A 14842-nucleotide genomic window follows, 5' to 3' on the forward strand; every position below is an offset into this window, starting at 1 on the left:
CACCGGGACGCTGCGCCATCGGACGCGGCGCGACGACACATCAGGAAAGTTCCGCATGAGTGCACGCAAATCCCGGCCCGGGCGCAGCCAGTTCCGGCTCACGTTTCTCGGCGCCACCGGCACGGTGACCGGATCGCGCTACCTGGTCGAGGCCGGCGGCCGGCGCATCCTGGTCGATTGCGGCCTGTTCCAGGGCTACAAGCCGCTGCGGCTGCGCAACTGGGCGGAGTTTCCGGTGGACCCGGCCAGCATCGAGGCCGTCGTGCTCACCCATGCCCATCTGGATCATTCCGGCTACCTGCCGCGCCTGGCGGCGCAGGGCTTCACCGGGAAAATCTGGGCTACCCGCGCCACGCGCTCCCTGTGCGGCATCCTGCTGCCGGATTCCGCACGTCTGCTCGAAGAAGACGCCGGCCACGCCAACCGCAAGGGCTACAGCAAGCATCATCCGGCCGAACCGCTCTACGACGAGGCACAGGCGCAGCAGGCGCTGCGCCTGTTCCAGCCCGCCGCCTGGGAGCGCAGCTTCGAACCCGTGCCCGGCCTGCGCGCGCGGCTGCATCCGCAAGGCCATATCCTCGGCGCCGCGGCGGTCACGCTGGAACACGCCGGCGCGCGCATCACCTTCAGCGGCGACATCGGCCGCAACCATGATCCGGTGATGCGGCCGCCCGCGCCGCCGGCGCCGTCGGACTGGATCGTGGTCGAGTCGACCTACGGTAACCGCAGCCACGGCGGCGACCATCTGGAACAGGAACTGCTCAGCGTGTGCCGCCGCGTGCTGGCCCGCGGCGGCGCCATCGTGCTGCCGGCGTTCGCGGTCGGCCGCGCACAGCTGCTGTTGCTGCTCATCGCGCGCCTGCAGCAGCGCGGCGCGCTGCCGCGCGCGCCGTTGTATCTCAACAGCCCCATGGCCGCCGATGTCACCGCCCTGTACGAACGCTTCGCCGGCGAACACGCGCTGGGCCCCGAGGACTTCGCCCTGCTGCGCGAGCGCGTGCAGATCATCGGCACGGCCGACGAATCGCGCGCGCTCAACGCCCGCAGCGGCCCGCTGATCGTGGTGTCGGCCAGCGGCATGCTGACCGGCGGGCGCGTACTGCACCATGTGCGCGCCTTCGGCCCGGACCCGCGCAATGCAATCGTGCTGGCCGGCTTCCAGGCCGGCGGCACCCGCGGCGCGGCGCTGGCCGGCGGCGCGCGCAGCCTGCGCATCCACGGCGAGCAGGTCGCGATCAATGCGGAAGTGGTCGCGCTGCAGGCGGCCTCCGCCCACGCCGATTCGGACGAACTGCTGGCCTGGCTGCGCAGCGCGCCGGAACGCCCGCGCGGTGTCTTCGTCACCCACGGCGAGCCGGATGCGGCCGATGCCCTGCGTTTGCGCATCGAACACGAACTGGGCTGGCCGGCGCAGGTTCCCGAATACCGCGACAGCGTCGATCTGCTTGGCTGAGCCGGGCCGGCGTCTGCCGGTGCGCTTCCCGCCGCGAATTCTCCGGAGTTTCCGATGTCCGCCACCCATCCGCATTACCTGGATTCGGCCTCGCGCTGGTTCGGCCGGCGCTTCGCCGATCTCGACCACAGCACGCGGCGCGCCTTGAGCCACGCCGCGGAACGCCGCGCCATCGCCACCGCTCCGGCGACACAGCAGGACGTCGCCAGCTTCGGCGAGCGCATGGCCGACCGCGTCGCGCGCTTCGGCGGCTCGTGGGCCTTCATCGGCCTGTTCGCCCTGTTCCTGGCCGGCTGGAGCCTGCTCAACACCCAGCTGCCGCGCGCGCTGGCGTTCGATCCCTACCCCTACATCTTCCTCAACCTGATCCTGTCCATGCTGGCGGCGCTGCAGGCGCCGATCATCATGATGAGCCAGAACCGGCAGGCGGCCAAAGACCGCCAGATGGCCATCTACGATTACGAGGTCAACGTAAAGGCCGAGGTCGAGATCATGGCCCTGCACGACAAGCTGGACGCCCTGCGCAGCGAGCACCTGCTGGTGCTGTTGCAGCAGCAACAGGCGCAGATCGAACTGCTGACGCGCCTGGTGGCGGCACAGCCGCCGGCGCCCGCCGCGGACTGAACGCGGCGCCGGCGCGCGGTCGTTGGCGGCGGATTGATCCGCGTCAAGTCGCGCCGCGCGGTCAGGCGCATGCTGGCAGCACCTGACCTGCAACGGAGTCTCCCATGAACATCACCCGCAACAACGCCGGCGACGTGTCCGCGCAGAGCCTGACGGCCGCACCGATGAGCAGCACCTCGCCGCAGTGGACGCATACCCTGCGCAACGGCGTGCCAGTCGTGATCCGCCCGCTGGGCAAGGCGGATGCCGCACTGGAGCGCGCGTTCATCGCCGCGCTGTCGGCGCAGTCGCGCCGGTTCCGTTTCCTGGGCCAGATCGGCTGTCCCGGCGATGCGCTGATCCGCCGCCTCACCGACATCGACTATGTACACGATGTCGCTTTTGTCGCCCTTGCGGACAGCGCTGGTGCGCAGCAGGAAATCGGCGTCGCGCGCTACAGCGTCTCCGCCGATGGCAAGTCCTGCGAATGCGCGGTCGTCATCGCCGATGCGTTCCAGGGCCAGGGCCTGGGTACCCTGCTGATGAACCACCTGATCGCAATTGCGCGCAGCCGCGGCATCGGCGAGATGATCTCGCTGGATGCGGCGGAGAACTTCGCCATGCGCGACCTGGCCCAGGCACTGGGCTTCCGGCGCGAACCGGACCCCGAGGACGGCAGCCAGGTCATACACCGCCTGACGCTGTAGGCACCGCCACGCCGCGCGTCGATGAGGTTTCCGTCGCTCCGCCCGCATCCCGTCCCGCGGCGATGGTTGTACCGGACTGCCCGCACGGCGGCTTGTTGCGCATTGTGCCGGCGTGTGCGTGGCCGAAGTCCGCGGACCCGTGCAGCCGGGCGCCGTTTCCGCGGCCTCGGACATGCCTAAACCCAGCCTGTGCGCGTCTGCGCTCCCAGTCAGGATCCCCCCGCTGCTGGTTTATCTCCGTGCAGCGGCGGCCGCCGGACCGACCGGCTCACGCCGCGCGCGCGACAGCGCGACCAGCACGGTCGGCAGGGCCAATGCCGCCAGGGTCCACGCTGGCGGCGGCGGGGCGAAGCGGAAAAACGCGGCGAGCGCGGGAAGGTACAGGCCGAGGCCAAGCATCGTCAGTGCCGCCGCAGCAATAATCCAGAATGCCGCATTGTCCGCCCGCAGGGCGCCGCGCAGACCCGACTCGTTGCGGTTGAACGCCAGCAGGGCGAGATTGCCGGCGACGATGGCGGTGAAAGCCAGCGCCGCGACCGTCGCTGCATCGGCGCCGCGGCTCCAGGCCCACAGATAAACCAGGGCGGCGCCCAGCGTGGCCGCGGCGCCTTCCAGCAGGCTGGCGACCAGCAGGCGCCGCCCGATCAGGCGCTGGCCGGCCGGCCGCGGCGGCAGCGCCAGCGGATCGGAACGCGCGGGCTGGCGCTCAAACACCAGTGTGCAGGCGGGATCGATTACCAGTTCAAGGAATACGATGTGCACCGGGGACAACACCAGCGGCCCGCCCAGCAGCAGCGGCAGCACGGCCATCGCCACTACGGGCACATGCACGGCGAGGATGTAGCGCAGGGCGCGGCGGATATTGGCGTAGATCTGCCGGCCGAGGCGGATGCCGTTGACCACCGAGACGAAATTGTCGTCCAGCAGCACGATCTGCGCGGCTTCGCGCGCAACGTCGGTGCCGCGCCGGCCCATGGCAATGCCCACATGTGCCGCCTTCAGCGCCGGCCCGTCGTTCACGCCGTCGCCGGTCATCGCCACCACATGGCTCTGGCTGCGCAGGGCGCGTACCAGGCGCAGCTTCTGATCGGCGGCGATGCGCGCAAACACCTGGCAGCGGCGCAGGCAGGCCGCCAGCTGGTCGTCGTCGAAAGTGGCCAGCTGTGCGCCGGTGGTGACCTCCGCCGCCGGCAGTCCGGCGGCAGCGGCGATGCTGGCGGCCGTGGCCGGATGATCGCCGGTGATCATGACGATGCGTATGCCCGCCGCCGTCGCCGCGGCGATCGCCGCCGTCACGCCGGTGCGCAACGGGTCGACGAAGCCCAGCCAGCCGCAGAACGCGAATCGCAGCTCGCGCGGCGATTCGGGCAGCATCGCCGCTGGCGCGATCTCGGCGCGGGCGACGGCCAGCAGCCGCAGGCCCTGTGCCGCCGCGGCGGCAACCTCGGCAAACAGTGTTTCCCGCGCCGCGGCGGACAGCCGGCACAGTTCCGCGACGGCTTCCGGCGCGCCCTTGCTGGCGATGAAACGGCTGCCGTCCGGCCGCAGCCAGGCGTGACTGGCGGCGAGCAGGCTCCGATCCAGCGGATAGGCGCGCAGGTGCCGCAGCGCCTCGGCCACCGCTGCCCCCCGGGCCTCGGCAATGGCGGTCTCCATGGGGTCGACCGGCGTTTCCTCGCTGGCCCAGGCGGCGTAGCGCAGCAGATCGCCGAACAGCGCCGGCGGGCGCTGGTCCGGTCCGGCCGCGCGCCAGGCCTGCGTGGGCGTGGCGAGGGCGGCGATGCGCATGCGGTTTTGCGTCAGCGTTCCGGTCTTGTCCACGCACAGCACGCTGATGGCGCCCAGCGTCTCTATGGCCGGCGGCCGGCGCACCAGCACCTGCACCGCGGCCAGGCGCCAGGCGCCCAGAGCCAGGAACAGCGTGAGCACGACAGGAAATTCTTCCGGAATGTTGGCGATGGCCAGGGTGAGGCCGGCGAGCAGCGCGTCCAGCCAGCCGCCGCGGCCGGACCCGACATAGGCGAGCGTGACCAGGGTGCAGAAAGCCAGTCCCAGCGCCGCGAACAGGACCACCGCACGGTCAATCTCGCGCTGCATTGGCGTGCGTTCCGGCGCGATGTCGCGCAGCGCCGCACCGATACGCCCCACGCTGGTGGCGGCGCCGGTTGCGTCCACCCGCGCCAGGGCCTGGCCCGCAACGACCAGCGTGCCCGCAAACACCCGCGCTGCAGACAGCGTGCCGGCGTCCGCCGCCGCATTCGTGGTTTCCGCACTGTGTTTTTCCGCTGCTACGGATTCTCCGCTGAGCAGGGATTCATCGACCCGCAGCCCGGCACTCTCGATCAGCACGGCATCGGCGGGTACCCGGTCGCCCGGCCCGAGCAGGATCACATCCTCGGGCACCAGCTCGCGCGCATCGCAGACAGTGGCGCGGCCGTCGCGCAAAACGCGCGCCTGCGGGCTGGACAGCTCGCGCAGGGCGGCCAGGGCCCTCTGGGTCTTGCCGGCCTGATACACGGTATTGGCCACGACCAGCGCGACCGAGCCGCCCAGCACGGCCGCTTCGGCGGCGTCGCCCAGCAGCCAGTAGAGGCCCGCGGCGGTGGCCAGCAGGGCGAGCATGGGCTCGCGCAGGGCATCCACCAGCAAGGCCAGCGGCGAATGCGGCCGGTCCTGCGGCAGCACATTGGGACCGCAGCTGCGCAGGCGGCGCCGGGCCTCGGCCGTGCCGAGGCCGACAGGAGGCTGAGGCGGAATGTTCATGCGGCCACGCTAGCGGTTCGGCCTGCGGCTCGGCTTGATCTGGGTCAATGCCCGCGGCCGGGTTGACGCCGGTCAAGGCGCCGCCCGGCCGGCGGTCTATGCTGCCGTCATCCTGTACAGCGCGAGGATGATCCCATGGCCCGATCCACGATCGCAGCGACGACGCCGGCCGGCGCATTGGCGCCGCGCACGGAAATTCCCTGCTCCCCGTTTGCCGCCTTGTTTCCCGCCTGGCTGCAGCCGGCCGCGCAATGCCAGCGCGAATGGCTGCAGTTCGCCATGCGGCGCTGGCGCAAGGACATGGACACCCTGGTCCAGCTTGCCTGCTGCGGCAGCGCCGCGGAACTGGTCTGCGTGCAGTACGAAGCGGCCGCCGATGCCGCCGCGGACTACCTCGGCGATTTGCACCGGCAGCTGGCCAATCTGGAGCAGGCCGTACGGCCGCGGGCATACAGCGTCGCGGCCGTGCACGGCGGCTGAAATCCACCGGCTGAGCCGGTGCCGCCGTCACGCGGCGGCGCCGGCTCAGGTCAGGTCCAGCACCACGCGCCCATCCACGCGGCCCTGCCGCAGCCGCTCGAACACCGGGTTGATGTCCGCCAGCGGCGCGCAATGGTAATGCGCACGCACTTTCCCCTGTGCCGCCAGCGCAAGCGCCTCGGCCAGATCGTTGCGCGTGCCGACGATGGAGCCGCGCAGCGTGATGCGCTTGAGGACCACGTCGAACACGGGCGTGGCGAATTCCCCCGGCGGCAAGCCAACCAGGCTCACCGTGCCGCGCCGGCGTGCCAGTTGCAGCGCCTGGCGGAACGCCGGCAGCGACACTGCGGTGACCAGCACGCCGTGAGCGCCGCCGCCGGTGGCCTTGAGCACCTGCGCCACAGCGTCGGGGGCGGCGGCATCGACGGTCAGATCGGCTCCCAGAGCCCGCGCCAGGGCGAGTTTGTCCTCGCCGAGGTCCAGCGCGGCCACCAGCAGGCCCATGGCCTTGGCGTATTGCACCGCGATATGGCCCAGTCCTCCGATGCCGGAAATGGCGAGCCATTCGCCCGGCCGGGCCTCGGTTTCGCGGATGCCTTTGTAGGTGGTGACACCCGCGCACAGGATGGGCGCCAGCGCGTGGAAATCCGGCTGTGGCGGCAGCCGCGCGACGTAGTCCGCCGCGCCGATCGCATACTGTGCGAAGGTGCCGTTCACGCTATAGCCGCTGTTGTGCTGCGCCTCGCACAGCGTTTCCCAGCCGCCCACGCAATGCTCGCAGCGGCCGCAGGCGTCATGCAGCCAGGCCACGCCGACGGCATCGCCTTCGCGCAGGTTCTTCACGCCCTGGCCCAGCGCCGCCACTACGCCGGTGCCTTCGTGGCCGGGGATGAAGGGCAGCACCGGCCTGACCGGCCAGTCGCCGTCGGCGGCATGCAGGTCGGTATGACAGACGCCGCTGGCGCGCAGCCGTATCAGCACCTCGCCAGGTCCCGGTACCGGCACCTTCAGCGACTCGATCTGCAGCGGCTGGCCGAACTGGCGCACGACGGCGGCTTGCATCGTTGTGGACATGATCTCGCTCCGCAATGATCCGACAGGGCCACCGTAGCCAAATGCCGGCGGCGGCGCTTGATCGAAATCAATACCGGCAATCGCGCAGGGCGGATGCTGGCCGCAGCACCGCCGGCGCTGGCGCCGTCTGCACGCCGCCGGCGGCAAGGCGGTGCACAAGTCCGCACAGAGCGGAGGCTTACAGGAGGCTCATGAACGCATCGATCCGGCAAATCCCGTCGCGCTATCCGCTGTTGCTGCTGGGCGTGTTCGTCGCCGTCTGGATCGCGCTCGGCATCGCTCCCCGATACCGCCAGGACTGGCTGCTGGAAAACGTGCTGGTGCTGATCGCGGTGCCGCTGCTGATCCTGGGCCATCGGCGCCTGCGTTTTTCCGACGCCACCTGTACCTGCCTGTTCGTCTTTCTGCTGCTGCACGAGATCGGCGCGCATTACACGTATTCCGAGGTGCCCTTGCCGGCCTGGCTGGACGGCGCGCTGCAGCAGGTCATGCTCACGCCGTCGCGCAACCATTTCGACCGCCTGGTGCATTTCCTCTACGGCGTGCTGATCACGCCCCTGGCGGTGGAGCTGCTCGACGCCCGCGCGCCGCAACAGGGCATTTGGCGCTGGCTGCTGCCCTGGCTGTTCGTCGTCTCCCACGCGACCCTGTTCGAGATCGTCGAGGCCGCCGCGGCTGGCGCGTTCGGCGGCGATCTGGGCCAAGCCTACCTGGGTATGCAGGGCGATATCTGGGACTCGCAGAAAGACTCGGCCCTGGCCGCCGCCGGCGCCGCACTCAGCGTCGTTTTCCTGCGCCGGCGCGCATAGCGTCCGGCGCGTCCCCGCGACGCTCGATCACGTACGCAAGCTGGCGGCGGCGCATCCGCGCTATGCCGGGTTCGCCGACTACGGCGATGCAGGCTTGGCAACGACACCGCGGGACTGCGGCGCAAGCAGTGCAAATAGCCTTGCGCTGCCGCCGGTTGTGCCCGATGCGACGGTACGCCGTCCGGAGCCGATCGGACCGCGCAGCCGCGCCGGTCTGTCAATGCTGCAGGAACAACGGCAGCGGACAGTGCTGCAGCAGGTACCGCGTCGCGCCGCCCAGCATCCATTCGCTGAAGCGGTTGTGGCCGTAGGCGCCCATCACCAGCAGGTCCGCGCCCGCCGCTGCCGCGGCCTGGGCCAGGGACGCACCCGCATCGTCGGGATCGATGCGCTGGCGCGAAACGGCCAGCGGCACGCCCTTGCCGCGCAGATAGCCGGCGATGCCGCCGGGCGGTTCGACGCTGCCGCGGCGGCGGCCGGGTGCCGCATCGCCGAGCAGGACCACTTCATCGGCGCGCAGCAGCAGTCCCAGCGCCGAGCGGAGAGCGCGGATGCATTCGGCCGAGGCGTTCCAGGCCACGGCGATACGCCGCGGCGGCGCGAATACGGCGTCGCTGCGTACGATCAGGCAGGGGCGCCGGCTGGTCAGCACGATCTGGCCCAGCGCAGCCACGTCCATGCATTCATTGCTCTCGTCGGCCTCCAGCACGACAAGGTCGTGCCAGTCGGCGGCGGCGGCAATGGTCGCCGCGAACGGCGCCTCCGCCGATTGCCAGCGGAAGCCGTCCAGTCCGCGCGACCGGGCCCATTCGGCGAAGGCCGTGCCGCCCTCGCCCGCCGCGCGGCGCTGCTGCAGCAGATAGTCGATGGCATCGGCGATGGCGGCCGGCGAATCGAAGGCCGGGCCGCCGAGGAAAGGCTGAACCAGGTACAGGGCGGTGAGCGGCGCATCGAACTGCGCACTCAGCCAGGCGGCGTATTCAAAACTGGCGGGCCGCGCGTGGCAGCGCGTGAAGGGAAGCAGCAGGTCGCGCATGGACATCTCCATCGGAGGGATACGGTGCGTGGTCGGCACGGCGATACCGCGTCGGGCTGCCGCTGCTGCCATGCCGCGCACCCGCCGGGATCGCAGGTGCCTCGCTGCAGCGCGGCGGGCCGCGGGCCAGAAAGCGGGTACGCAGCAGCCCGGCTACCCGCGGGAACAGCATCGCCGCCGTGGTCACAGGCTAACGCCGCGCGGCGGCGCCGCGACGACGCGCCGGCAACCGTCGGTAACGGTCGGTAACAGGGCGCGATATCCGGCATGGCAACGGCAGGCCGGGCGCGCTTATGATGGCAAGGGATCCACCACCGCCGCCGCCGATGGATGCAACTATTCCACATGTCCTGTGTGTGGACGACGAGGAAGAAATCCGCACCCTGCTCGAACGCTATCTGAGCCGCCAGGGACTGCGCGTGAGCCTGGCCGCCAACGGCGCCGACATGCGCAGCGTCATCGCCCAGGGCGGCGTGGACGTGGTGCTGCTCGATCTGGGCCTGCCCGGCGATGACGGCCTCGGCCTGGTGCGCCATCTGCGCGAGCACTGGGACGGCGCGGTAATCATCGTCAGCGGCCGCGCCGATGCAGTCGACCGCATCGTCGGGCTGGAGCTGGGCGCCGACGACTACGTGACCAAGCCCTTCGACCTGCGCGAACTGCTGGCGCGCGTGCGCAGCGTGCTGCGGCGCCTGGCGGCGGCGCGCACGCCGGCTCCGGCGGCCGCAGCGTCCCGCCCGGTCGCCCGCTTCGCCGGCTTCCAGCTGGATCTCGCCGCGCGCACGCTGCACGGCCGCGACGGCGCCAGCGTGGAGCTGACCAGCGGCGAGTTCGAACTGCTGCGCGCCTTCGTCCAGCGGCCCAACGAAGTGCTGTCGCGCGACACCCTGATGAACAGCCTCTACGGCCGCGACGCCGGCCCTTACGACCGCGCCATCGACATGCAGATCGGCCGCCTGCGGCGCAAGATCGAGGCCGAACCCGAGCGTCCGGCGCTGATCAAGTCGGTGCGCGGCGCCGGCTATCTGTTCGTGCCGGCCGTGGAGCACGGTTCATGAGCCTGAGCCCCGACAGCGGCGCCGCACTCTACCGCGCCTTGTTCGAGACCGCGCCCGATGCCATGGTCGTGGTCGCCCGCGACGGGCGCATCGTGCTGGCCAATCCGCAGGCCGCGCGCCTGTTCGGCTATGCGCTGGATGAACTCATCGGGCAGCCGATGGAGCTGCTCATGCCCGAACACGTGCGCGAGCGCCATCATTCGCATCGCGCCGGCTACATGGAACGGCCGCGCGTGCGCCCCATGGGCGCGGGGCAGGAACTGGTCGGGCAGCGGCGCAACGGCGACCAGTTTGCCGTGGAGATCGCGCTCAGCCCGGTCGACAGCGGCAGGGAAATCCTGTTTGCCGCCTCGATACGGGATATTTCCGAAACCCAGCGCCAGCGCCAGGCGCTGGCGCGCGCGCGCTTTGACGCCTATACCGCCCAGATCGGCCAGGCCGCGCTGCAGACCGGCAACTTCGACAAGCTCGGCGAACGCACCGCGGCGCTGCTGCGCGAGGCGCTGGGCGCCTGCGCCGTGGGCATAGTCCTGTTCCAGTCGCCGCACGGACGCCTGCTGAGCAGCGCCACGGAAGCCGCGCAGGACGATATCGTGGAACGCGCCTGCGCCTTGTTGAACCTGGGGCCGGAGAACTGTCCGCGCGAACCCGCCGACTGGCTGCAACGCCTCGGCGCCCACGCCGACTGGCCGCGGACGGATATCGGCGGCGCGCGCATCCAGCCCATACTCGATCACGAACTTCCCCTGGGCGCGCTGATCGTGCTGAGCGCTTCGCCCTGGCGCGCCGACCGCGATATCGAACACTTCCTCGGCATCGTGGCCAACATGCTGGCCACGGCGGCGCTGCGCCATCACGCGCAGGAGCAGCTCGCCCATTCCCAGCGCCTGGAAGCCGTGGGCCAGCTGACCGGCGGCATCGCCCACGACTTCAACAATCTGCTGACGGTGATCTCCGGCAACCTGCAATTGCTGGAAGACCTGGTCGCGCAGGATCCGCTTGCCGGCGACGCGGTCACCCGCGCGCTGCGCGCCGTCGGGCGCGGCGCCGAACTCACACGCAAGCTGCTGGCTTTCGCCCGCCGCCAGCGCCTCAGCCCCGATGCGGTGGCGCCGGCCGAACTGCTGCGCGAACTGGGCCGCATGCTGGAACGCACGCTGGGCGAAACCATCCAGGTACGCATCGACTGCGCGCCGGGCCTGCCGGCGGTATTCGCCGATCCTTCCCAACTGGAAGGCGCGCTGCTGAACCTCGCCCTGAACGCCCGCGACGCCATGCCCCGCGGCGGCGTGCTCTCGATCGGCGCCGCCGAGCATGTCGTCGCCCCTGGCAGCGACGGCACCGAGCTGGCGCCCGGCCGCTATATCTGCTTCACCATCGCCGATACCGGCCTGGGCATGCCGCCGGAGGTGCTGGCGCGCGCCTTCGAGCCGTTTTTCACCACCAAGGAATCCGGCAAGGGCAGCGGCCTGGGTCTGAGCATGGCCTACGGCTTCGTCAAGCAATCCGGCGGCCATCTGATGGCGCAGAGCCAGCTCGGCTACGGCACGCAGATGGAATTGTTCCTGCCGCTGGCGCCGTCGGCCGCCGCGAATGCGTCGCCGCTGCCGGCGGCTTCGGACATGAGCGGCCACGAGACCGTGCTGGTGGTCGAGGACGAGCCCGAAGTGCGCGGCATCGCCGTGGCCTTCCTGCGCGCGCTGGGCTATCGCGTGCACGAGGCCGCCGACGCCGCCGGCGCCCTGCAGCACCTGCAAGAGGACGCGGCCATCGCCCTGCTCTTCAGCGATGTGGTGCTGGGCGGCGGTGCCAACGGCATCGAGCTGGCGCAGATGGCGCGTGCGCTGCGCCCGGCGCTGCCGGTGCTGCTGACCTCGGGCTACGAACTGGGCAGCAGCGACATGCCGCACGAGTTCCCGCTGCTGCGCAAACCCTACCGCAAGGAAGAACTGGCCGGCGCCGCGCGCGCGGCGCTGCTGCGCCAGCGCCCGCCGGACTGATCAGGCGGCCTGCTGCACCAGCTCCGCGCCGTTGGCGCAGACGGCCAGGCGCTCGGTGCAGACGATGCGGATTTCCCGGCGCTCCACCGTGATGACACCGGCGGCGGCCAGTTGCGACAGGGCGCGGGTCACGGTCTCGTGCTTGAGGGCGAGGAAACTGGCGATGTCGCTGCGGCTCATGCGCAGCACGAAATGGCTGGCGGAGAAACCCAGCGCGCGATGGCTGGCCGCCACTTCCTGCAGAAAGGCCGCGACACGCTGGTTGGCGCTCAGCGTGGCCACGGCCAGGCGCCAGTACTGGTCGCGGCGCAGTTCCTGCGCCAGGGCCTGGGTCAGCGCGGCCTGCAGCACCGGCAACGCTGCGCAGGCCTGCAGCACGGCCGGATAGGCCAGCTCGACCACTTCGCAATCTTCCAGGGCGATCACGTCGGCGGTGTAGTGGGCGCTGCCTATCGATTCCACGCCGAGCAGTTCGCCGCGCATGGGAAAGCCTGTCACCAGCTCGCGGCCGTCGGCGGCGGCGACGCTGCGGCGCAGGAAGCCGGCGTGGACGAAGAACAGGGCGCGGAACGGCTGGCCGCTGCGATAGACCGGCTTGCCGGCGCGGATGCGCCGGCGCTGCACCGTCATGTGCGCGGACAGGGCCTCGATATCCAGGGCATCCGGCACCAGGCGCAGCGCCGGTGTGCAGGGCGGAACGAAGGCGGCGGTGTTCATGGCGGCTCCTGTCGGCAGTCGGGCATCGGCGTTGGGACAAAGCCTAGCGAGCGGCCTGCGTGCCCTGAGCACACCCCGGCAACGGCGGGTAACAGTGTGTAACGACGCGGGGAATTGACCTGGCTCAACACCGCCGCCCCGGCATCGCCCGCATAGTGCGTCCATGGACTATGGGTTTCGCTATCGCAGCGGCGTGCATGCAACGCCGACCACGTTCGTCGATCCGGTCGCAGTCGAAGCCTGGGACGCCTGGTTCCGCTGGCGCGAAGGCAATGCGCTGCGCGACCTGACCATAGACGCCACCTGGTCGCGCGTCACCGGCGCGCTGTGCGCGCTGACGGCGGGCCAGCCGGCGCGGCACGAACAGCAGATCGGCGACGCCATCAGCAGCTGGCGGCTGCTGCCGGACGAACGCATTCTCGCCGGCGCCGGCACGCGCGGATTCGCCTGGCCCGCACGCGGCCTCAACGCCACCATCAACCTGGCGCGCTTCGTGTCCCTGCCGTTTACCGAACGCGCCAGCCTCCACACCGATTCGCTCGCGGCGACCGTGCTGCTGGCGCTGCGCCTGCTCGACGATATCCGCCATGCCGCCGGCTGTCCCGAGGCGCAGCCACGGCTGGGCATTATCGGCCTGGCCGACGCCCTGGCCATGCTGGGAACCGACTACACCGCCGCCAGCGGCTGCGCCGCGGCCGCCGAAACCGTGCGCCTGTTCGCCACGGCGACACTGCTCGCCAGTGCCCAGCTCGCCCAGGAACGCGGCGCCGCCAACGGTGCTGCGCAGACGGCCGCGGCCCAGCCGCGCTTGGACGGATACCTGTGCAGCACCGACGCCAACGCGATCCGCACCTCCGGACTGCGCTTCGGCCCGCTCACCGCCGCCGATTCCCAGCCGCGCCTGGCCTTGCTCGCCAACAACGTCGCCGATGCGCTGAGCCCGCTGCGCGGCGAGCGGCAGACCTACGACATCAAGGGACCGCAGGGCGAACGCCAGGTCACAGGCTCGGGTTTCGCCCTCACCCTGTGGCGCCAGCTGGGCGCGCGTTCCGGTGCGCGGGCCTTTCCCTATCCGACCGCCGCGGCCACGACGGAGGCAGACAGGGCACGCATTGCCGCCGCGGTACAGCCCTGGCTGGACTTTCCGGTGGCGGCGCAGGCGGTTGCCTCACCCTGTACTGCCGCCTGATGCGCGGCGCAGCTGCAAGGAAGATCAGGACATCCGCGCGCGCATTGCACCGGCGGGCGCCGCGATCTGCGCCGCTGCGCTGACCCGACCCGCCGCCATCGCCGCGTCCGCCCGATCCCGCCGCCACCGGATCCGCTGTTGACGCCGGCCACCGTGCATGCCCTGATACGCGGTTCCTGTCGCCGGGCGCGCCTGCGCAGTCCCGGCATTGTTTCCGATCTCCCGCGATGACCTCATGACCACAGCCCCCCTGCGCACCTTCGTACTGAGAGCCCGCGCCGCGCCCACCGACAGCCGCAAGCTGCTGGCTGGGGTCGGCCAGGAGGCGCATACCGAGATCCTGGCGCATACGCTGATGAACGCGATCTTCGTGGCGCAGTCGCACCGCGAGGACGTGGTGGTCTACCTGGTGCTGGAGAGCACGGCGGATTTCTCCCGCACCCTCCGTTTCGACGCCAATGCGATGCAGGACATCGGCGGCTTCCACGAACAGGCGCTGCTGGGCAAGGTCGCCAGGGCGCTGGACGTGTCCGTGGGCATGGGCAAGGAAGAGACGCGGCCGGTCGAGGCCGGCCTCAGCGTGCGCACCGTGAGCTTCGAGCATCTGGTGGCGGAACTGGCGCAGACGCATGCGCTGTATGTGATGGACAGGAAAGGCACGCCGATGCGCGAGCAGGCGTTCGAGGCCGCCCCCTGCTTCCTGCTGACCGATCATATCCCCATGCCGAAAAAGACCTTTCACAGCCTCGAACGCCTGGGCGCGAAGAAGATCTCGCTCGGTTCGAGAATGTTGTTCGCATCGCAATGCGTGGTGCTGATCCATCATGAACTGGACCAGCGCTAGCGCTTTCCTGCGTACCGCTTGCGGGCGGTTTCGCCGCCGGCGCGGCCGCTGCACTGAAGCGGCCGCGCCGGCGCCTGGCATCGGCTGCGACAAGCGCGCCGCGCCCCGA

Annotated in this window: 13 protein-coding genes; 9 read left to right on the forward strand and 4 right to left on the reverse strand. The window is 70.7% G+C overall.

The window, feature by feature from the left end:
• The first annotated feature begins 55 nt into the window (after positions 1 to 55).
• From NM961_RS02355 to NM961_RS02365, 3 genes are all read left to right on the forward strand, one after another.
• Positions 56 to 1453 carry an MBL fold metallo-hydrolase RNA specificity domain-containing protein gene (locus NM961_RS02355; RefSeq protein ID WP_255910835.1) on the forward strand — a complete coding sequence of 466 codons (1398 nt, stop codon included), beginning with the start codon at positions 56 to 58 and terminating at the stop codon, positions 1451 to 1453.
• Between the two features lie 54 nt (positions 1454 to 1507).
• On the forward strand, positions 1508 to 2077 hold the full coding sequence (locus tag NM961_RS02360) for a DUF1003 domain-containing protein (RefSeq protein ID WP_255910838.1): 570 nt from the start codon (positions 1508 to 1510) through the stop codon (positions 2075 to 2077).
• 104 nt (positions 2078 to 2181) lie between these two features.
• Positions 2182 to 2763 carry a GNAT family N-acetyltransferase gene (locus tag NM961_RS02365; protein ID WP_255910841.1) on the forward strand — a complete coding sequence of 194 codons (582 nt, stop codon included), beginning with the start codon at positions 2182 to 2184 and terminating at the stop codon, positions 2761 to 2763.
• 231 nt (positions 2764 to 2994) lie between these two features.
• Here the strand turns inward: NM961_RS02365 and NM961_RS02370 are convergent, their stop codons facing one another.
• Positions 2995 to 5526 (reverse strand): cation-translocating P-type ATPase, encoded by a 2532-nt coding sequence (locus tag NM961_RS02370; RefSeq protein WP_255910844.1) that lies wholly within the window; start codon positions 5524 to 5526, stop codon positions 2995 to 2997.
• A 135-nt stretch (positions 5527 to 5661) separates the two neighbouring features.
• Here NM961_RS02370 and NM961_RS02375 point away from each other — a divergent pair, with 135 nt between their 5' ends.
• Positions 5662 to 6006 carry a hypothetical protein gene (locus tag NM961_RS02375; protein WP_255910847.1) on the forward strand — a complete coding sequence of 115 codons (345 nt, stop codon included), beginning with the start codon at positions 5662 to 5664 and terminating at the stop codon, positions 6004 to 6006.
• A gap of 45 nt (positions 6007 to 6051) precedes the next feature.
• On the opposite strand, the gene NM961_RS02380 is transcribed toward NM961_RS02375, so the two are convergent.
• Entirely contained in the window at positions 6052 to 7080 is a 1029-nt protein-coding gene (locus NM961_RS02380; protein WP_255910850.1) for a zinc-dependent alcohol dehydrogenase, read from the reverse strand.
• Between the two features lie 191 nt (positions 7081 to 7271).
• Here NM961_RS02380 and NM961_RS02385 point away from each other — a divergent pair, with 191 nt between their 5' ends.
• The gene (locus tag NM961_RS02385; RefSeq protein WP_255910853.1) at positions 7272 to 7889 is read left to right on the forward strand and encodes a DUF2238 domain-containing protein; all 618 of its coding nucleotides are present in this window, start codon (positions 7272 to 7274) and stop codon (positions 7887 to 7889) included.
• A 217-nt stretch (positions 7890 to 8106) separates the two neighbouring features.
• Here NM961_RS02385 and NM961_RS02390 read toward each other — a convergent pair whose 3' ends face one another.
• Positions 8107 to 8925 (reverse strand): universal stress protein, encoded by an 819-nt coding sequence (locus NM961_RS02390; protein WP_255910856.1) that lies wholly within the window; start codon positions 8923 to 8925, stop codon positions 8107 to 8109.
• 326 nt (positions 8926 to 9251) lie between these two features.
• Between NM961_RS02390 and NM961_RS02395 the strand changes: the two genes are divergently transcribed.
• Positions 9252 to 9983 carry a response regulator gene (locus NM961_RS02395; RefSeq protein ID WP_255910859.1) on the forward strand — a complete coding sequence of 244 codons (732 nt, stop codon included), beginning with the start codon at positions 9252 to 9254 and terminating at the stop codon, positions 9981 to 9983.
• The gene (locus NM961_RS02400; RefSeq protein WP_255910862.1) at positions 9980 to 11983 is read left to right on the forward strand and encodes a PAS domain S-box protein; all 2004 of its coding nucleotides are present in this window, start codon (positions 9980 to 9982) and stop codon (positions 11981 to 11983) included. The genes NM961_RS02395 and NM961_RS02400 overlap by 4 nt, the downstream gene beginning before the upstream one ends.
• Here NM961_RS02400 and NM961_RS02405 read toward each other — a convergent pair whose 3' ends face one another.
• Positions 11984 to 12700: a Crp/Fnr family transcriptional regulator gene (locus NM961_RS02405; RefSeq protein WP_255910865.1), complete on the reverse strand. Its 717-nt coding sequence runs from the start codon at positions 12698 to 12700 to the stop codon at positions 11984 to 11986. It abuts the gene before it with no gap.
• Between the two features lie 163 nt (positions 12701 to 12863).
• Here NM961_RS02405 and NM961_RS02410 point away from each other — a divergent pair, with 163 nt between their 5' ends.
• Both NM961_RS02410 and trmY read left to right on the forward strand, forming a co-directional pair.
• Entirely contained in the window at positions 12864 to 13889 is a 1026-nt protein-coding gene (locus NM961_RS02410) for a ribonucleotide reductase barrel domain-containing protein (RefSeq protein ID WP_255910868.1), read from the forward strand.
• Positions 13890 to 14124: 235 nt separating this feature from the next.
• Positions 14125 to 14733: a tRNA (pseudouridine(54)-N(1))-methyltransferase TrmY gene (gene trmY, locus NM961_RS02415; RefSeq protein WP_255910871.1), complete on the forward strand. Its 609-nt coding sequence runs from the start codon at positions 14125 to 14127 to the stop codon at positions 14731 to 14733.
• The last annotated feature ends 109 nt before the right edge of the window (positions 14734 to 14842 follow it).

Origin of the sequence: Tahibacter harae (genome assembly GCF_024437735.1) — a bacterium.
Taxonomy (GTDB): Bacteria; Pseudomonadota; Gammaproteobacteria; order Xanthomonadales; family Rhodanobacteraceae; genus Tahibacter; species Tahibacter harae.